The sequence below is a fragment of the Mesorhizobium sp. P3_A9 genome (assembly GCF_056402975.1).
Genome location: NZ_JBFUGJ010000018.1, coordinates 1 through 17,015, shown reverse-complemented (window position 1 = coordinate 17,015; position 17,015 = coordinate 1). Strand labels below are relative to the sequence as shown.

The following is a 17,015-nucleotide window of genomic DNA, read 5'->3' as shown; positions in this document are numbered from 1 at the left end:
TCAGCCTCCGAATGCAAGTTTAAGCAGGGCGAAGATCGAGGCGACGCCAACCGCTATGGTGAAAAATGTGTTCAGCGCTATCGTCGCCAGCTTCAGGCCTTCGCCGGTTATATAATCCTCGATGATCACCTGCATGCCGAGCCGCATATGGTAGAGCCCGGAGATCAGGAAAAGCATCATCACCAGCGCCACGAACGGATTGGCGAGCGCGGCCCGCACCTCCGCATAACCGGCACCATTGAGTGCGATCAGGAACCCGACGAAGAACAGCGTCAGCGGAATGTTGGCGAGCGCCGTCAGCCGCTGGCGCCAGAAATGCTGTGTACCCTCATGCGACGAGCCGAGGCCGCGCACCTTGGCCATCGGCGTGCGCATATCGTTGCTTTTGTTGCTGCTCATCACGAGGCTCCCCGCGCCATATAGCCGGCGACCCAGATCAGCAGCGTCAGCACAATCGACCCGGCAAGCGTCGCCCAGGCGATCTTCGATGCAGTGTGCTTCTCGAGCCCGGCACCGGTGTCCCAGATGAAGTGGCGGACGCCGCCCAGCATGTGGTGCATCAGCGCCCAGGTGTACCCGAACAGGATGAGCCGGCCGAGCCAGGTGCCGAAAGCCCAGTTGACCCAGTCGAAGACGCCTTGCGAGCTTGCCGCCGCCATCAGCCAGACGGCGACCAGMAGCGTGCCGAMATARAGCGCCCCGCCGGTGATGCGATGGATGATCGACATCGTCATSGTKATCGGCGGCCGRTAGAYSGTCAGATGCGGCGAGAGCGGCCGTTCACGTCTGGCGAATTCGCGGGTGGCTGGTGATTTGCTCATGGCTCCCCCAGGTTCGGCGTCTCTGGAGCCGCAGGTGAAAATGCGGCATTGCCGCTTCCGGTTGCGACTTCGGACAGCCGGTTTCTAATGCTCTTTTTGCACCGCGTCAAAGCCAGAAAATCGTTTTGGAAACGTCATTTAGTCTGACAAAAAGGCAGGTTCCGGCTTCAATCGATTAGGGGCTGATGGCCTGCAGCCGGCTCTATATCGCTGCAGTGCAGCATATGTGGTCCAGAGCTCGGCTGTGTCAGGATTCGAACTACCGCTTGCAGGTCTGCGGCGTCGAGCCCCTCTTCATCACCAGCGCCTCACGCCCGTCGATCACGATTGCGTTATGCGTCGCGGCCTCCTGGTAGCGGCTGGACTGGTTGGCGGGCRACGCCAAAAACTCTTCGGTCGTGCCATTCGGCTCGATCACACGCAACGACGAGCCGAGATTCTGAATGGTGATGGCACTGCCATTGCCGCATCCATAGGTCGCTGTACCCACAGTGGACCGCGGCGCGGTGAGATCGGTGGTGATCTTGGTTGCCGGTGCTGGAGGCGCGGATGCCGGGGGCGCCGCGGCTGCTATCGACTGCTGAGCCGGCGCGGGCGAGACGGTATTGGCCGCCTTCGGCCCGCCATCCTGCGGCACACAGGCCGCTACGATGACGAGCAACGGGAAAACGGACACCCAAACCGTCCGGCGTAACGCCATATGCTGTCCTCCCATGCGACAAGCTAGCCGCGATGCTTTGCCTAGATCAAGGGCACCCACCGCTGTCGCATTCGGAGCCAGCCACGATGGTGCGGCCAAGCATGGCCGAATGATGGCCATCGGGTTTTCCCCCCAGTCGGAAATTAACCATGTTTGACGAGACATCGCCGCACAACGCGCCAGCCTCTTAACAAAGGTTAATAAAAGGTTAATTTCTGATTCGAGGAGGCTCCTCGAAAAGGAAGACACCATGCGTTCGAACTCTGGCAAATCGCGCCTAGCGGCGCTCATTGTGGCGGCCGCAGTCGCCGGGCTGGCTGCACCCGCACTTGCCGGCGCGCGCCATCAGGATCGCGTCTACGCCGATTCCTTCGGCAATCTCGTCATCGACAGCGCCGCCGGCTACAAGCGCATCATCGTGGGCGAAGGCAAGCTGGCCAAGCAGCTGTCCGACTACACCAGCGCCGGTCAGCCCAAGGTGATCTACCAGAACGAATCCGACGAGATTTCGGGCTACAGCGATTGCTACCGGCCGCCGGTCTTCGTCAAAGGCCGCAGCTACATGTACGGGCTGTCCGACGGCGAAATGCCCGAACTCAGCCCTTGCCGCTAGAGCAATTCCAGGAAAAGTGGGAAGCGGTTTTCTCGGACAAACGGGTTCCCGTTTGTCCGGAGATCATCCTGATCTGGAGCTCATGACGACCGCGTTGGACGACCATTCGCCCCCCGGCCCGGCCGAGACACGTACGCAGTCGCGCCCGGCATTCTTCGCCAGATAAAGCGCCTCGTCCGCGCGCCGCATGAGATCGGCAATGGTTTCGCTGGGATGAAGTTCGGCGACCCCGAAACTCGCCGTGCAGCTGATGTCCGCAGGCAGCCCGTCGATGGGCAGCGTGCCGAACGCGCTGCGCGTGCCCTCGGCGAACAGCCGGGCGCCGGCAAGGTTGGTTCCCGGCAGGATGATGGCGAATTCCTCGCCRCCGATACGGCCCGCGACATGGTGGCCGGCGGCGGCCTCGCGCAGGAAACCGGCGAAGGTCTCGATCACCCGGTCGCCGGAGGCATGGCCGAAATTGTCGTTGATGCCTTTGAAATGGTCGAGATCGGCGATGACCAGCGTGACCGGAACGCCTTGCCGCACGGCGCCGAGCAAGGCCTGCTCGGCCTGACGCGTGAAGGCACCACGATTGAGCAGTCCTGACAGCGTGTCGGTCTCCGACCTCGACGTCACTTCGGCAAGCACCTCACGAACCAGGATGGCCAGTATCAGCAGCGCCAGCGCCAGGGCAAAGACGGTGCCGAGCGATTGCGATACCAGCGCGTAGTTGCTTTGCAGATAGGCCTGCGGATTGGCGCCCCAGCCACCGAGCGCATGGGCGATGAACGGCTTTGACGCGAACTGCACGGCGCTGGCGGCGAGCACCGCCATGAGGATGCGATCGAGCCGGCCTCGCCCTTGCCTGGACGACCAGACGATGGCCAGGCCGACGAATTGCATGACGGCATAGGGAAGCTGGTAGGCCATCATGCGGGCCAGCGACTGGCGCGGCAGGTCCTGGACGAAATAGACGGCAATGGTGGCGGCGACCAGGAAGAACAGCATCGGCGGCCATGGCGGCGCAACGCCGTATTTTCGGGCCAGTCCGGCATTGAAGGCCATGGTAGCGCCAAGGAAGACAGCGAAGGCGGTGACCACCGGGATGCGGGCATCGGTGAAGGCGGGAATACTGAATTCGATCGCCGAATAGGCCATGCCCAGGACATAGCCAAAGGCAAACCGGCGCGCCGGGGCGCGGCCGACATCGTGGAACGCGACCGCCATGAAGGATGCCGCCAGCAGGCCGGCAACCGACAGATTGATCAACAGGATGAAGTTCGCGCCGCTCATCTCTTTCGCACCCGTGCCTCAGCTAAGCATCGACGGGCGAAAAAGACGTTAACGTCAGGCTGGGACGTGCGGCGTCAGCCGGTCTTGGACGGCTCCGGCACGAACACCRTTTCSGGCCGYTCGTAGGACAGGCGCACGCTGTCGCGGCCRTTTTTCTTGGCYTTGTAGAGCGCCTCGTCGGCACGRCGCATCARSGGCTCCAGCSCYTCGTCGCCGSTGCGGGCSGCSACGCCGAAACTGGCGGTGACCTTGGTGCCGGGGGGCAGCCCGTCGACGCCGCCTGCCGAGTAGAGCGTGCGTACAGCCTCGGCGAACAGCCGCGCGGCCGCCAGATCGCTCAACGGCAGGAGCACGGCGAACTCCTCGCCGCCGATGCGCCCGGCAGCCCCGCGCGCGCCTGTGGCCGCGCGCAGCTTGGCGGCGAAATCGGCGATCACCCGGTCACCGGCGGCATGGCCGTGCACATCGTTGAGCGCCTTGAAATGATCGAGGTCGGCCAGCACCAGCGCCACCGGGAACCTGGCCATCGCGCAGTGTTGCAGCAGCTGGGCCGCGCGCTCCTCGAAGCCGCGCCGGTTGAGCAGGCCCGACAGCGGATCGGTGTGCGTCTCGGCCTTCAGCGCCTTCATGACGTCGAGAGCCGCGGCGGTGAACAGGCAAAGCGCGATCAGCAGCGACAGCAGCGCATGCGACAGCAGCGCCGTCGTCCAGTAGGAGGAGCCGTAGAACCCGTCATAGCTGGTGAAGGGGCCGTGGGCGATGACGACGACAAGCGTGCGCACGAAGAAGTTGAGGCCCGACAGCAGCGACAGCACGAACAGGATCTTCTCGGTCGGGCCGTTGTTGCGCACTGGACGCAATTCGGCGGCGACCAGAAGGCTGATGCCGCCGAAAGCAAAATTCATCGCCAGGATACGCCAGGTGAGATCCGGCGCGACGAACAGGAACCAGCACAGCGACGCCAGCCCGCCGCCACCGAGGATGCCGATCGCCAAATAGGGCACCTTGCGGCCGTAGCGGGCGACGATGGCGCCCGACAGGCAACAGCCGGCGATGGTGAAGCAGATGTTCGACACCAGCTTGGTCAGCGCCATGCCAAGCGGCAAGGTGAAATACTGGAACAGAAAGCCGGGCGCCGAAAGACAGTAGCTGAGCGCCAGCACCGCTAGGTAGGGCCGGTGGCGCTGATAGGTCCACAGCACGAAGAAGGCCGCGCCGAGGGCCAGCGCGATCGTCGGATTGAGCAGCGCTATGAACAGACCGGTGTCCAAAGGACGGTGACTTCCCCTCGCTTGACGTCAGGGACGAGCTTAGAGCGCAAGCCCAAACAAGCGGTTAAGCTCCGGCGAATATGTCGGCCGCACGGACGAAAAAGACCCCGGAAGCGCACAGCAATCCGGGGTCTGGCAATCAATAAACCGTGTAGACGCGACGTTATTTCCAGTCGCGGATGTCGACGAAGTGGCCGGCGATTGCCGCAGCAGCCGCCATCGCCGGCGACACCAGATGGGTCCGGCCCTTGAAGCCTTGCCGTCCCTCGAAATTGCGGTTCGAGGTCGAGGCGCAGCGTTCATGCGGCTTCAGCCGGTCGTCGTTCATGGCCAGACACATCGAGCAGCCAGGCTCGCGCCAGTCGAAACCGGCGGCGAGGAAGATCTTGTCGAGGCCCTCGGCTTCAGCCTGTTCCTTGACCAGGCCCGAGCCCGGCACGATCATGGCGTTGACGCGCGGATTGACGGTCTTGCCCTCGATCACCTTGGCGGCGGCGCGCAGATCCTCGATGYGGCCATTGGTGCAGGAGCCGATGAAGACGCGGTCGAGCGCGATATCGGTGATCTTCGTGCCTGGCGTCAGGCCCATATAGTCGAGCGCGCGCTGCTTGGAGGTGCGCTTGTTCTCGTCGGTGATGTCGTCCGGGTTGGGCACGATGCCTTGCACGGAGACGACATCCTCGGGCGAGGAGCCCCAGGAGACGATCGGCGGCAGTTTCGCCGCGTCGAGCACGATCACCTTGTCGAAATGCGCGCCTTCGTCGGACTGCAGCGTCTTCCAGTATTCGAGCGCCGCATCCCAGGCCGCGCCCTTCGGCGCGCGCGGCTTGTCCTTGACATAGGCGAAGGTGGTCTCGTCGGCGGCGATCAGGCCGGCGCGCGCGCCGCCCTCGATCGACATGTTGCAGATCGTCATGCGGCCTTCCATCGACAGCGCACGGATCGCCTCGCCGGCATACTCGATGACATAGCCGGTACCGCCGGCAGTGCCGATCTCGCCGATGATGGCGAGGATGATATCCTTGGCGGTGACGCCTTCCGGCAACTGGCCGTCGACGCGCACCAGCATGTTCTTGGCCTTGCGCTGGATCAGCGTTTGCGTCGCCAGCACATGCTCGACTTCGGAGGTGCCGATGCCATGCGCCAGCGCGCCGAAAGCACCGTGGGTCGAGGTGTGGCTGTCGCCGCAGACGATGGTCATGCCGGGCAGCGTAAAGCCCTGCTCCGGGCCGATGATGTGGACGATGCCCTGGCGGATATCGTTCTCGGAATAATATTCGACGCCGAAATCCTTGGCGTTCTTGGCCAGCGCCTCGACCTGGATGCGGCTTTCCTCGTTCTTGATGCCGAACTTGCGCTCGGGCGATGTCGAGACATTGTGATCGACCACGGCCAGCGTCTTTTCCGGATGCCGGACTTTGCGGCCGCTCAGGCGCAGGCCTTCGAAGGCCTGCGGGCTGGTCACTTCATGGACGAGGTGGCGGTCGATGTAGAGCAGGCAGGTTCCGTCGTCCTGGCGGTCGACGACGTGGTCTTCGAAAATCTTGTCGTAGAGGGTGCGCGGTGCGCTCATGTGCGTAAATCCGTCGATATGAGAATGGGAAAGAGCAGAAGCCGGCAATCGCGGGCCGGCCAACGACCTGGACAGGTCGGCCTAGCTAAGTCGGCTGGTCAGCGCACCGCTGACGCGCGCGGAAAAGCGCGACGGCAGGCGTTTTCTGTCCTGCAGCACGAAACCCTTGTAAGCCGGATCGCCAAAAAGCTCTTCCATGGCGTGGCTCATACCAATGTTTTGGCTTTTCGGCAATTGCGGCGTGTGAGGCCGGACTTGAGTTCCTCGCCCCACGAAGTGGGGAGAGGTGGCCCGGCGAAGCCGGGACGGAGAGGGGCCTGCGCGGCGTCTGGAATTTGTTGGCTCCCGATACCTTCGATCCTGGCCCGTCTCGCGCTTCGTCTTTCACTGGGTTCTGGCTTCGCGTAGGTCGTCCCCCTCTCCGTCCCGGCTTCGCCGGGCCACCTCTCCCCCGCTTCACGGGGGCGAGGAACCAGCGCCAAGCTTACCGGCTCAAACCACTTCAAACACAAACGTCTTCACCAGTGCATCAGGCTCTGCGATCGCATAGCAGCGAAACCACGGGCTTTGCTCGACCAGACGCCATTTCTTCGCCTGCTCCAGTTCATCGAACACCGCCTGAAAGCCGCCGCTCTCAAAAACCTGGTCGCGCACGGTGAAGATGGCGTGGCCGCCTTTCCCGGTGATGCGCACCAGTTCATGCAGGCCCGACGCCGGCGCGTGGCTGATGGTGAAGACGCCGGTCGAGAAGAAGGCGCGGAAATGGCCGTCCGGCCATGGCAATGGCCCGCCCAGCATCGCCTGTTTCAGCTCGCTATAGGCGTTGCGGCTGCCGGCGATCTTCAGCATGTCGTCCGAGAGATCGAGCCCGGCAATGTCGCCGTAACCCAGCGCCTTCAGCGACGGCCCCGAAAGGCCGGTGCCGCAGCCGGCATCGAGCAATGGTCCATCGCCAGCCGGCACGTAGCGCGCCACCCAGGCGGTGATCAGGAACGGCAGCAAATAGCCGAGCGAGGCGGTCTCGCTGTCATAGGTCGCGGCCCATGCGGCATAGGCTTGCGCCAGCGTTTCCGGCGTATCGGCGCCGTAGACGGAATCCAGCGCCGCATTGGCCTTGTCGACGATCATGAGACCTCCTCAACAGATATGCCGGGGATCGTAGCGCCGTCTTCGCCGGAAAACTATTCCTGATGCTGGTTTCGCAGCCGCCGTTCCAGCGCCCGCAAGGCCAGCGACAGGCTGACGGTCAGGATGAGATAGATATAGGCKGTKATCGAATAGGTCTCGAAGAAGCGGAACGAGCCGGCGGCRTAGACCTTGCCCATCTGSGTGATGTCGGCGACGCCGAGCACCGAGACCAGCGAGGAATCCTTGACCAAAGCGACGAAATCATTGCCGAGCGGCGGCAGGATGGTGCGGATCGCCTGCGGAAACACGATCAGCCGGAAGCGCTGCGCGCGGCTGAGGCCGAGCGCCTTGGCCGCCTCGATCTGGCCCTTCTCGACCGCCTGGATRCCGGCCCGRAAAACCTCYGAGATGAAGGCSGARTAGCCGATGGTCAGCGCCATGATGGCWCGCCACAACAGCGACACGTCGCGCACCAGCAATTCACCGAGATAGCCGGCGCTTTGCAGCGGCGCGGTCAGCGCGTTCCASGCCGCGACGAAGGCCGGCGCRCCGGCAAAGGCGATCCAGAACAGCAGCACCAGGATCGGCACGCCRCGGATGATCTCGACATAGAAGCGGGCGATCTGGCGCAGCCAGGGCGAACCGGAGAGGCCCATCAGCGCAATGCCGAGACCGATGATCGACGCCAGCGCGAAGGCCACCACGGTGACGAAGACGGTGACGCCGATACCCTTGGCGACAGTGGCGAAGACCTGGGCATAGAGGTTGCTGGTGGCGATCGACAGTGCCGCGACCAGTGCAAGCGCTGCGGCAACGGCAAGCCACCATGGGAAGTCAGATTTGGGGGAGGAGGCGGGCATCAAAAGGATCGCGCCAAGGCACCCCCCTCTGGCCTGCCGGCCAWCTCCCCCGCAGGGGGGGAGATCGGCGGCTTTGTCGACGGCACTCTTCTTGCAACGGTGGTGATTGGCGAAAGCGGAAGAAACAGCCGATCTCCCCACTTGCGGGGGAGATGTCCGGCAGGACAGAGGGGGGTGCCTAGGCGCAATGTCAGCGCGCTATCAACCGAGACCCCACCAAGATGGCTCACTGCCCCATCTTGTAATCAAGAAACCACTTCTTGTTCAGCGCATCCAGCGTCCCATCCGCCTTCAGCGCGGCGATTGCGGCGTTGACCGGCTTCACCAGGTCCGAKCCCTTCGGGAAGATRAAGCCAAAATCCTCGGTGCCGAGCGGTCCGCCGATCAGCTTCAGCTTGCCCTCGGAAGCATCGACATAGCCCTTGCCGGCGGTGCCGTCGGTCAGCACGACGTCGACATCGCCGGACTTCAATGCCTGCACCGTGGCGCCGAAGGTCTCGAACAGCTTGATGCGCGGGTTCTGCTCATTGCCGTCGAGCACGCTGTAGACGGCGGTGTAGAACGGCGTGGTACCGGCCTGCGCGCCGATCAGCCCGTCCTTGAAGGCACCAAAAGTCTTGGCGTCGGTGAAGCGGCTTTCGTCGCCGCGCACCAGCATGAATTGCTCCGAGCGCATATAGGGGTCGGAGAAATCGACCTTCTCCTTGCGGTCGTCCTTGATGGTGATGCCGGTCATGCCGATGTTGTACTGGTTGTCGGAAACCGCCTGGATCATCGCGTCCCAGGAGGTGTTCTGGTACTCGACCTTGAAGTTCAGCCGCTTGGCGATCTCGTTCATCGCGTCATATTCCCAGCCGATCTGTTTTCCCGTCTTGGGATCGATGAACTGCAGCGGCGGATAGGCGTTTTCGGTCACCACCACCACCTTTTTGCCGGCGAGATCGGGTAGCGCATCGGCCGCCCATGCGGCGACGGGCGCAAGCACGAGGGCAAGCAGGCCGGCCAGCAGCAGTTTCGACTTGGTCATGACACACTCCCGAAAATTGAAAGCGCCCGGATGGGCTTACAGGAAAATCCGGCGCCGACTTTAGCTTTCCGCATGCGTCATGCAAGACGGTCCGCTGCGTCAGCCCGCGCGAAAAGGGATTCGGATGCCCTCAATTCAGGGATTTCGGGATGATCTGGTTATGTCGAGCCAGAAACCAACGCTTCAGCATCCGCCGATGCGTCTTCCGTTACGGCGTTGCGCATCCTGGCGACAAGATGGGTGAGTGTCGCGTGCAGGGCCTTCACTTCGCCCGGCTCCAGCGGCACGCTGCAGGCAAGTCCCGATGACACATCCTTCATGTGAGCGCGCAGCGCCTGGCCCTTGGCGGTCGGCTCGACCAGCACCCGGCGTTCGTCGGCGGCATCGCGGCGGCGGGTAACGAGGCCGCCTGCCTCCATCCGCTTGAGCAGCGGCGTCAGCGTCGCGGAATCCAGGCCAAGCGCCTGGCCAAGCGTGCCCACCGTGCTCGGCGCGTGCTCCCATAGTRCCAGCATGGCCAGATATTGCGGATAGGTCAGGCCRAGCGGMTCGAGCAGMGGCCGGTAGAGCTTCGTCATCAGYCCGCTCGCCGAATAGAGCGCGAAGCAGAGCTGCTGGTCGAGCCGCGGGACCCGGATCGTCCCGGCGGCCTCCGCCGGAACGTCGCTGGTGCTCTTTGTGGTCTTTTCCGTCATGCCGCCTTTACCGAAAGCGCCACCTCGACATTGCCCCTGATGGCGTTGGAATAGGGGCAGATCTKGTGTGCCTCCGATACAAGCGCTTCCGCCGCCGCCTGATCAAGGCCTTTCGTTTCCGCCGCGAGCGCGACGCCGAGCTTGAAGCCTTCGCCATTGGGAAGCAGGCTGACGGTCGAGGTTACCCCGGCATCCGTCAGCGGCAGCTTCTGTTTGCGCGCGACGAAGCGGATGGCGCTTTCGAAGCAGGCGGCGTAGCCGATGGCGAAAAGCTGCTCGGGATTGGTGGCGCCACCCGGCCCGCCGAGTTCCTTGGGCATCGCCAGATCGACCTTGAGCAGACCGTCGCTGGTCTCGCCATGGCCGGCGCGGCCGCCGGTGACGTGAGCCTGTGTGGTGTAGAGTGCCATATCAAATCTCCAATTATCTTGTGCACGATTATTTAGTACACAATATAATATGCCGTCAACACCCTGATCCAGTTTCCGGAGCTGAAAGCGTTCACAGTCTGGTGAAACGAAAAAAGGCGGCCGAAGCCGCCTTTTTGAATGGGATTGCCGAAATCTTATTCGGCCGGGGTCGCTTCAGCGGCCTTGGCAGCCTCAGCCTCGGCGGCGGCCTTCTTCTCGGCGGCTTCCTTGGCGGCCGTTTCGGCGGCGAGCGCCTGGGCAGCGGCGACCTTCTCGGCCTCGATGCGGGCCTTCTCGGCGTTCAGCGCGTCACGCTCCTCATCGTTGAGCTTGCGGGCGCGCACGCCCGTGTTTTCCGAAATACGGGCCGACTTGCCGCGACGATCGCGCAGGTAATAGAGCTTGGCGCGACGCACCTTGCCGCGACGCACGATCTCGACGCCTTCGACCATCGGCGAGTAGACCGGGAACACGCGCTCGACGCCTTCGCCGTAGGAGATCTTGCGGACGGTGAAATTTTCCTGGAAGCCGGAACCGGCACGGGCGATGACGACGCCCTCATAGGCCTGGACGCGGGTGCGGGTGCCTTCGGTCACGCGGACCTGGACGCGCACGGTGTCGCCGGGCTGGAATTCGGGAAGCTTGCGCTTGGCTTCGATCTTGGCGGCCTGCTCGGCCTCGAGCTGACGGATGATATCCATCTCAATAGTCCACTTCTTGTTCTTCCGACAGTCAGAGCGYCCKACRCTCGCCTTGCAGTTCCWWWGACCGCTCGGCTATGTCCTTTGTCTCTGAGACAGCTTTGTCTCCAAGGCATCGGACAGGGGCGACTACACCGTCATTGTTGACGGGTCCGGCAGATTCTTCTGTCCGGTACGGGCGGGCACATACAGCTATTTCAGCGCTTTGTCACGCCTCACACCGAGTCTTTTTTGCCGGCATGGCACCATCGTATTCGCTTCGTGCCGGGTTGCGCCGCTGCCTGGGGCTTTCTAAGCCTGACATAACACAGTTTTCCACGGCGGCATTTCATGTCTGTCTTCGACGCCATCCTGCTTTTCCTGGCAGGCTTTCTGTCCGGCGCCGCCAACGCGGTCGCCGGCGGCGGCACCTTCATCACTTTCGGCGCCATGACACTGGTCGGCGTGCCGCCTATCGTCGCCAACGCCACCTCGTCTGTTACCCAATTCCCGGGCTACATCACCTCGACATTGGCTTATTGGGACGACATCAGGCATTTCTGGCGCGGCGCCCTTCTTCTTTGCCTGATCTCGGCAATCGGCGCGCTGGCCGGCGCGCTGATCCTGCTGGCGCTCGACAACCCGTCCTTTCGCGTCCTGGTGCCGTGGCTGTTGTTGGCCGCAACCGCCCTGTTTGCCGCCGGGCCGTGGCTGAAGCCAGCGCCAATGCCCGGGCAGGAAGCGGCGGTCGGCTCGCTCGCCGGTTCGCTGGCACAGTTCGTCACCGCCATCTATGGCGGCTTCTTCGGCGCCGGCATGGGCGTGATGATGCTGGCGACGCTCGGCCTGACACAGGCCGGCGACTATCACCGGCTGAACGCGCTGAAGAACATGCTGGCCGTGGTCATCGCCGCGGTGGCGATCACCGTCTTCGTCTCGGGTGGCGTCGTCGCCTGGCCGCAGGCGATCGTCATGATCCCGGGCGGGGCGCTCGGCGGCTATGCCGGCGTGTGGATCGCCAAACGCGTGCCGCAAAACGTGGTGCGCGGCTTTGTCATCGCGGTTGGTCTTTTTCTGGCTTTTTACTATTTCAGCAAGGGTTGAGGACAGATCACTCCGAACCATCATCATCGGCATCTGCCGTCGGTGGCTCATAGTAGATGTCGAGCTCCAGCTTTACACCGCGTTCGCCCAGCAGGTGCAGCGTCTGTGGCATCAGTGCCAGCCCTTGATTTCCCTCATCGAGCCAAACACCGCAAAACATGTCGACCTTGAACCGCCGCACAAGATCGACCCAGACCGCGAGATCTGATGTGAGCGTTTTCAAGATGTCCGTGATCTGACGATCGAGCTGATCGCGCTTTTCGTATTCCGACGACAGCCTCCAGAGTCCTTTCAGCGCTACACGAGGTGGTTGGTTCGGGGGATACGTATGAAGGTCCCCTTTCCGAACCGCATAGGTCGGTTGTCCAGCTAAGAGGTTAGTGAGCTCAGCAGGGTCCAGATCGTCGCCAAAGAATCTTAGACTTGCCGAGCTTTGAGCGATCTCAGCCATTGTCGGTCTTGCCGTTCTCCAACAAGTCCGGCCGTCTCTCCCTAGTCAGCCGCTCGGACTGCTCCCGCCGCCATGCCGCGATCTTCTTGTGATTGCCCGAAATCAGCACCTCGGGGATCTCCCAGCCTTCGAACTCCTGCGGCCGCGTGTAGTGGGGATGTTCGAGCAGGCCGTTTTCAAAGCTCTCTTCCTCGCCGGACACGGCGTTTCCCATGACACCAGGCAAAAGCCGAACCACCGCGTCGAGCAGCACCAGCGCTGCCGGCTCGCCCCCCGAGAGAATAAAATCGCCGATCGAGACTTCCTCCAACCCTCGCGCCTCGATCAGCCGCTGGTCGACGCCCTCGAAACGGCCGCACAGGATGACGGTGCCCGGCCCGGCGGCAAGCTCGCGCACGCGTGCCTGGGTCAGCGGTTTTCCACGCGGGCTCATCAGCAGGCGCGGACGCGTGTCACCCGGCGGCGAGGCATGGTCGATCGCCCTGGCCAGCACATCCGCACGCATCACCATGCCGGCGCCGCCGCCGGCCGGCGTGTCGTCGACGGTACGGTGCTTGTCGGTGGCGAAATCGCGGATCTGGATCGCTTCCAGCGACCATGTGCCGGCCTCGAGCGCGCGGCCCGCCAGCGACAGGCCAAGCGCGCCCGGAAACATCTCGGGATAGAGCGTCAGCACGCTAGCCGAGAAACTCAACGGTTGCCCCCGGCGTCGCGCGGTCCGCGCGGCCTGCCCTTCGGGTCGAAATTGTCGTCCCGCGGCGCATCGCCATCCTCGTCCTCGATAAGTCCGGCCGCCGCCGGGTCGACACGGACAAAGCCATCGGCGATCGACACTTGAGGCACGGCGGCCTGGGTGAACGGGATCAGCACGCCCTTGCGGCCGGCAAGCGTCACGTCGAGAATGTCGCCGCCGCCGAAATTATGCACGGCGACGACCTTGCCGAGCGCGGCACCCGTATCGTCCCGAACCTCCAGTCCAACGAGGTCGGCATGATAGAATTCATCCTCCTCGCCATCGTCGGGCAGCATCGACCGGTCGACGAACAGTTCCGTACCGGCGAGCGCCTCGGCGGCATTGCGGTCAGCAATGCCTTTGAAGCGCACCACGACAACCGTGTTGGCGGGACGGATATCGATGATCTGGAAGACGCGGCCGTCTCTGGCATAGAGCGGCCCATAGTCGGCCAGCGCCAGCGGCTCGCCGGTGAAGGTTTTCACCCTGAGTTCGCCCTTGATGCCATGGGCGGCGCCGATCACGGCCATCTGGACAGGGTTTTGCGGCTTGCTCATCGCGAAATATCCTTTGGCCTGCTCTAACCCCAGCCCGGCGTCATTTCAATGATCGCCCCTTGTCATTTCAATGACGGGCTCTTCACCGCTTCCTAACCCGAATACCCGAAAATGCCGCCATGCAGGAATTCCTCATCCCGGCGAAACCCGATCTCCAGGCGGCGCGCGAAAGCTGGCTGAAGATGCTGGCGCGTGAGCGCCGGCTGTCGCCGGAAACGGTCGAGGCGTATGAGCGCGACACGCGCCAGTTCCTGCATTTCCTCACCGGCCATTGCGGCGGCTCGCCCGGCATTTCGGATATCGCCAATCTGCGCCCGGCCGATCTGCGCGGCTTCCTCGCCGCCCGGCGAAACGCCGGCGCCGGCGCCCGCACGCTCGGCCGAGGTCTGGCCGGCATCCGCTCGCTGTTGCGTTTTCTCGAGCGGCGCGGTCTCGCCAATGCTGCCGGTGCCGCCGCACTTCGCGCACCGCGCCAGCCGAAATCGCTGCCAAAACCGCTGACCGCGAGCGACGCCAAGCATGTCGTCTCCGTCGAGGGTCAATTGGCGGAAGAACCCTGGATCGCCGCCCGCAATGCCGCCGTGCTGACGCTGCTTTACGGCTCCGGCCTGCGCATCTCGGAAGCACTTGGTCTCGCCGGCGCCGATCTGGCCTCGGAGGCCGACACTGTGCTGCGCGTCACCGGCAAGGGCGGCAAGACGCGGCTGGTGCCGGTGCTGCCGGTGGCGCTCAGGGCAATCGCCGCATACCGCCGGCTTTGCCCCTACCATCTCGATCCGAAAGGCCTGTTGTTTCGCGGCGCACGCGGCGGCCCGCTCAACCCGGCCATTATCCAGCGCGACATGGCCAGGCTGCGCTCGGCGCTCAATCTGCCCGATACCGCGACGCCGCACGCGCTACGCCATTCCTTCGCCACGCATTTGCTCGGCCGAGGCGGCGATTTGCGCACCATCCAGGAACTGCTTGGCCACGCCAGCCTGTCGACGACGCAGATCTACACCGGCGTCGACACAGCAAGGCTGCTCGAAATCTACGAATCGGCCCATCCGAGGGCGTGAAGCCTTCAATTTCGCGGTACCAATTAACCGTTTTGCCGCTTTTCGGTCCTAGGAATAGGATCATGAAACGTGTCATCGCCATCGCCGATCGTGCAGCTTCCCTGTCGCTGAAGCTGCTTGTCGCGCTCAACGTGCTGTTTTTCCTGTCCTTTCTTGCCGTCCTGTTGTTCGCGGCCGGCAGGGCGCATGCGGAAGTCCCGACCTGCGCCGGCGCCGACATGCTGTCGGCCCTGCAGAAGAGCAATCCCGCCACCTACAGCAAGATCGAGGCGGAAGCCGCCGCCACGCTCAATGGCAAGGGCCTGCTGTGGAAGCTGGAAAAGCCGGGCGAACAGCCATCCTATTTGTTCGGCACCATGCACATGACCGACCCGCGCGTCACCACGCTGACGCCGGAAGCTCAGAAGGCCTTTGACGCTGCCGGCACCCTCATCATCGAAACCACCGATGTGCTCGACAAGCAGAAGATGATGACGGCGATGCTGAAAGAGCCGGACCTGATGATGTTCACCGACTCCACGACGCTGTCGTCCTTGCTGACCCCGGACGAAGCGGCGGCGATGAATGCAGCACTCGACGCTCGTGGCATCCCGCCGGCAACGGTCGCCAAGATGAAGCCATGGATGCTGTCGGCGATGATGGCGCTTCCGGCTTGCGAACTCGCCCGCCAGTCCGGCGGAGCGCCAGTGCTCGACGTCAAGCTCGCCGAGAGTGCCAAAGCTGCCGGCAAGCCGGTGGAAGGTCTGGAAACGGCCGAGAGCCAGTTGCGCGCCATGGCCTCGCTGCCGCTCGCCTTTCACATGAAGGGCCTGGTCGACACTCTGAAGCTGGGCGACAAGGTCAACGACATCAACGAGACCATGATCATCCTCTACCAGCGCGGCGACACCGGCATGTTCTGGCCGCTGTTCCGCGCCGCCATGCCCGAAGAGCAGAACGATCCCGCCGGCTATGCGGCCTTCGAGGAAACCATGATCACCAGCCGCAACAAGGTGATGGTCGATCATGCCGAGCCGATCCTGGCCAAAGGAAATGCCTTCATGGCGGTCGGCGCGCTCCACCTTCCCGGTCCGCAGGGACTGGTCGAGGATTTCCGCAAAGCCGGCTATACTGTCACCGCCGTCAATTGAGTCGGATGGCAGTGGGGGGACCAAAACGCCGCGTTTCCGGCGGTTTCCTTCGCTAGCGTGAAACCCATTCAACGGTTGCGCGTTGATGGCTGTTGATTGATCATTTTCATCCACGGAGGACACTTTTATGGCGAATCCATCAAACGACACTCCCAGGCCAAGCGGCGGTGGCGGGAGCCCTTGGCTGATCGCGCTGGTCGTTGTTATCCTGGCGATTGTCGCGTATTACGTTTTCGGCAGAAGCGGCGAACATCCGGCACCCGCCGAGCCGCCAGCGGCCAGCACACCGGCCCCGGCGCCCGCGCCGGCAGAGCCGATGAAGCCAGCTGAACCGGCCAAGCCAGCCGAACCAGCTCCGGCGCCTGCACCGGCGCCTGCGCCTGCGCCTGCACCGGCCCCCGCGCCAGCTCCGGCACCCGCGCCAGCACCGGCTCCTGCTCCGGCCAACTGATCGGCTCGATATCAAATACGAACGGCCCGCTGAAGAGCGGGCCGTTTTGCATTTGGACGATAGCGCCAAGCACCAACGCCTTCCTCATCCTCGGGCTCGACCCGAGGATCCATGCCGCGACATCAGCCAAGGAATGCAGCGGAGCAGAAGCCTGCACCGCTGCAACGCCTTGAAGTCGCGGCATGGATCCTATGGTCTGCGCCGCGTCGCTCCGCTCCTTGCTTCGCCATAGGATTGTTTGAGAAGGATCGGGTAGTTTGGCGGCCGGGACTGCGGCCCATCACAGCCAGCAGTCCCGGCGGCAGGCGACCGCCCTTAGGACCGGGTAACACCCGACGTCATCATGGTCCCTGCCGTCTTTGTCCGCCATCGCTTGGAGAGTTGATTGGCCGCTGGCTTGCGCCACGCCCGCAAACAATCCGAAGCCTTAGAAGGATACCACCAGCATGGCCTTCTTGCATCAACAACCGCAAATGTG

Annotated in this window: 20 protein-coding genes; 4 read left to right on the top strand and 16 right to left on the bottom strand. The window is 63.5% G+C overall.

What is annotated here, in order from left to right; translation table 11 throughout:
* The 3 genes from sdhD to AC1DX0_RS05500 all read right to left on the bottom strand — a co-directional run bounded on the left by sdhD (position 1) and on the right by AC1DX0_RS05500 (position 1,521).
* Positions 1-399 (bottom strand): succinate dehydrogenase, hydrophobic membrane anchor protein, encoded by a 399-nt coding sequence (sdhD, locus tag AC1DX0_RS05510; RefSeq protein ID WP_477221492.1) that lies wholly within the window; start codon positions 397-399, stop codon positions 1-3.
* Positions 399-821: a succinate dehydrogenase, cytochrome b556 subunit gene (sdhC, locus tag AC1DX0_RS05505; RefSeq protein WP_477354551.1), complete on the bottom strand. Its 423-nt coding sequence runs from the start codon at positions 819-821 to the stop codon at positions 399-401. Before sdhC ends, sdhD begins: the two co-directional genes overlap by 1 nt.
* A 259-nt stretch (positions 822-1,080) precedes the next feature.
* The gene (locus AC1DX0_RS05500; protein WP_477354548.1) at positions 1,081-1,521 is read right to left on the bottom strand and encodes a hypothetical protein; all 441 of its coding nucleotides are present in this window, start codon (positions 1,519-1,521) and stop codon (positions 1,081-1,083) included.
* Positions 1,522-1,771: 250 nt separating this feature from the next.
* On the opposite strand from AC1DX0_RS05500, the gene AC1DX0_RS05495 reads away from it, so the two are divergent.
* Complete coding sequence (locus AC1DX0_RS05495; protein ID WP_477221489.1) at positions 1,772-2,134, top strand: hypothetical protein; 363 nt, start codon at positions 1,772-1,774, stop codon at positions 2,132-2,134.
* A 63-nt stretch (positions 2,135-2,197) separates the two neighbouring features.
* Here AC1DX0_RS05495 and AC1DX0_RS05490 read toward each other — a convergent pair whose 3' ends face one another.
* From AC1DX0_RS05490 to rplS, 9 genes are all read right to left on the bottom strand, one after another.
* Complete coding sequence (locus AC1DX0_RS05490; RefSeq protein ID WP_477221488.1) at positions 2,198-3,409, bottom strand: GGDEF domain-containing protein; 1,212 nt, start codon at positions 3,407-3,409, stop codon at positions 2,198-2,200.
* A gap of 74 nt (positions 3,410-3,483) precedes the next feature.
* Complete coding sequence (locus tag AC1DX0_RS05485) at positions 3,484-4,680, bottom strand: GGDEF domain-containing protein (protein ID WP_477354545.1); 1,197 nt, start codon at positions 4,678-4,680, stop codon at positions 3,484-3,486.
* Positions 4,681-4,843: 163 nt separating this feature from the next.
* Positions 4,844-6,253 (bottom strand): 3-isopropylmalate dehydratase large subunit, encoded by a 1,410-nt coding sequence (gene leuC / locus AC1DX0_RS05480; protein ID WP_477354542.1) that lies wholly within the window; start codon positions 6,251-6,253, stop codon positions 4,844-4,846.
* 492 nt (positions 6,254-6,745) lie between these two features.
* The gene (locus AC1DX0_RS05475; RefSeq protein WP_477221485.1) at positions 6,746-7,381 is read right to left on the bottom strand and encodes a class I SAM-dependent DNA methyltransferase; all 636 of its coding nucleotides are present in this window, start codon (positions 7,379-7,381) and stop codon (positions 6,746-6,748) included.
* Between the two features lie 53 nt (positions 7,382-7,434).
* On the bottom strand, positions 7,435-8,241 hold the full coding sequence (locus tag AC1DX0_RS05470) for an amino acid ABC transporter permease (protein ID WP_477221484.1): 807 nt from the start codon (positions 8,239-8,241) through the stop codon (positions 7,435-7,437).
* 226 nt (positions 8,242-8,467) lie between these two features.
* Positions 8,468-9,268: a transporter substrate-binding domain-containing protein gene (locus AC1DX0_RS05465; protein ID WP_477221483.1), complete on the bottom strand. Its 801-nt coding sequence runs from the start codon at positions 9,266-9,268 to the stop codon at positions 8,468-8,470.
* A gap of 158 nt (positions 9,269-9,426) precedes the next feature.
* On the bottom strand, positions 9,427-9,963 hold the full coding sequence (locus AC1DX0_RS05460) for a MarR family winged helix-turn-helix transcriptional regulator (RefSeq protein ID WP_477354539.1): 537 nt from the start codon (positions 9,961-9,963) through the stop codon (positions 9,427-9,429).
* Positions 9,960-10,373: an organic hydroperoxide resistance protein gene (locus AC1DX0_RS05455; RefSeq protein ID WP_477354536.1), complete on the bottom strand. Its 414-nt coding sequence runs from the start codon at positions 10,371-10,373 to the stop codon at positions 9,960-9,962. The genes AC1DX0_RS05460 and AC1DX0_RS05455 overlap by 4 nt, the downstream gene beginning before the upstream one ends.
* 155 nt (positions 10,374-10,528) lie before the next feature.
* Positions 10,529-11,074 carry a 50S ribosomal protein L19 gene (rplS, locus tag AC1DX0_RS05450; protein WP_477221481.1) on the bottom strand — a complete coding sequence of 182 codons (546 nt, stop codon included), beginning with the start codon at positions 11,072-11,074 and terminating at the stop codon, positions 10,529-10,531.
* Positions 11,075-11,404: 330 nt separating this feature from the next.
* Here rplS and AC1DX0_RS05445 point away from each other — a divergent pair, with 330 nt between their 5' ends.
* On the top strand, positions 11,405-12,157 hold the full coding sequence (locus AC1DX0_RS05445; RefSeq protein WP_477221480.1) for a sulfite exporter TauE/SafE family protein: 753 nt from the start codon (positions 11,405-11,407) through the stop codon (positions 12,155-12,157).
* Positions 12,158-12,164: 7 nt separating this feature from the next.
* Here the strand turns inward: AC1DX0_RS05445 and AC1DX0_RS05440 are convergent, their stop codons facing one another.
* Genes AC1DX0_RS05440 through rimM form a run of 3 tightly spaced genes read right to left on the bottom strand, consistent with a single transcriptional unit; the run spans position 12,165 to position 13,898 of the window.
* Positions 12,165-12,608 (bottom strand): DUF4279 domain-containing protein, encoded by a 444-nt coding sequence (locus AC1DX0_RS05440; RefSeq protein ID WP_477221479.1) that lies wholly within the window; start codon positions 12,606-12,608, stop codon positions 12,165-12,167.
* Complete coding sequence (gene trmD / locus AC1DX0_RS05435) at positions 12,601-13,302, bottom strand: tRNA (guanosine(37)-N1)-methyltransferase TrmD (protein ID WP_477221478.1); 702 nt, start codon at positions 13,300-13,302, stop codon at positions 12,601-12,603. Before trmD ends, AC1DX0_RS05440 begins: the two co-directional genes overlap by 8 nt.
* Entirely contained in the window at positions 13,299-13,898 is a 600-nt protein-coding gene (rimM, locus tag AC1DX0_RS05430; RefSeq protein ID WP_477221477.1) for a ribosome maturation factor RimM, read from the bottom strand. The genes trmD and rimM overlap by 4 nt, the downstream gene beginning before the upstream one ends.
* A gap of 119 nt (positions 13,899-14,017) precedes the next feature.
* Here rimM and AC1DX0_RS05425 point away from each other — a divergent pair, with 119 nt between their 5' ends.
* The gene (locus AC1DX0_RS05425) at positions 14,018-14,956 is read left to right on the top strand and encodes a tyrosine recombinase XerC (protein WP_477221476.1); all 939 of its coding nucleotides are present in this window, start codon (positions 14,018-14,020) and stop codon (positions 14,954-14,956) included.
* Positions 14,957-15,018: 62 nt separating this feature from the next.
* Positions 15,019-16,086, top strand: a complete 1,068-nt coding sequence (locus AC1DX0_RS05420; protein WP_477221475.1) for a TraB/GumN family protein — start codon at positions 15,019-15,021, stop codon at positions 16,084-16,086.
* A gap of 203 nt (positions 16,087-16,289) precedes the next feature.
* Here the strand turns inward: AC1DX0_RS05420 and AC1DX0_RS05415 are convergent, their stop codons facing one another.
* Positions 16,290-16,721 carry a hypothetical protein gene (locus tag AC1DX0_RS05415; RefSeq protein WP_477221474.1) on the bottom strand — a complete coding sequence of 144 codons (432 nt, stop codon included), beginning with the start codon at positions 16,719-16,721 and terminating at the stop codon, positions 16,290-16,292.
* Positions 16,722-17,015 lie beyond the last annotated feature (294 nt).

Excerpts from the sequence above, each read along its gene's own strand:
- sdhD (WP_477221492.1), bottom strand. The coding sequence starts at position 399 with ATGAGCAGCAACAAAAGCAACGATATGCGCACGCCGATGGCCAAGGTG.
- AC1DX0_RS05495 (WP_477221489.1), top strand. The coding sequence starts at position 1,772 with ATGCGTTCGAACTCTGGCAAATCGCGCCTAGCGGCGCTCATTGTGGCG.
- AC1DX0_RS05440 (WP_477221479.1), bottom strand. The coding sequence starts at position 12,608 with ATGGCTGAGATCGCTCAAAGCTCGGCAAGTCTAAGATTCTTTGGCGAC.
- rimM (WP_477221477.1), bottom strand. The coding sequence starts at position 13,898 with ATGAGCAAGCCGCAAAACCCTGTCCAGATGGCCGTGATCGGCGCCGCC.
- AC1DX0_RS05475 (WP_477221485.1), bottom strand. The coding sequence starts at position 7,381 with ATGATCGTCGACAAGGCCAATGCGGCGCTGGATTCCGTCTACGGCGCC.
- rplS (WP_477221481.1), bottom strand. The coding sequence starts at position 11,074 with ATGGATATCATCCGTCAGCTCGAGGCCGAGCAGGCCGCCAAGATCGAA.
- AC1DX0_RS05425 (WP_477221476.1), top strand. The coding sequence starts at position 14,018 with ATGCAGGAATTCCTCATCCCGGCGAAACCCGATCTCCAGGCGGCGCGC.
- AC1DX0_RS05415 (WP_477221474.1), bottom strand. The coding sequence starts at position 16,721 with ATGCCGCGACTTCAAGGCGTTGCAGCGGTGCAGGCTTCTGCTCCGCTG.
- AC1DX0_RS05420 (WP_477221475.1), top strand. The coding sequence starts at position 15,019 with ATGAAACGTGTCATCGCCATCGCCGATCGTGCAGCTTCCCTGTCGCTG.
- AC1DX0_RS05445 (WP_477221480.1), top strand. The coding sequence starts at position 11,405 with ATGTCTGTCTTCGACGCCATCCTGCTTTTCCTGGCAGGCTTTCTGTCC.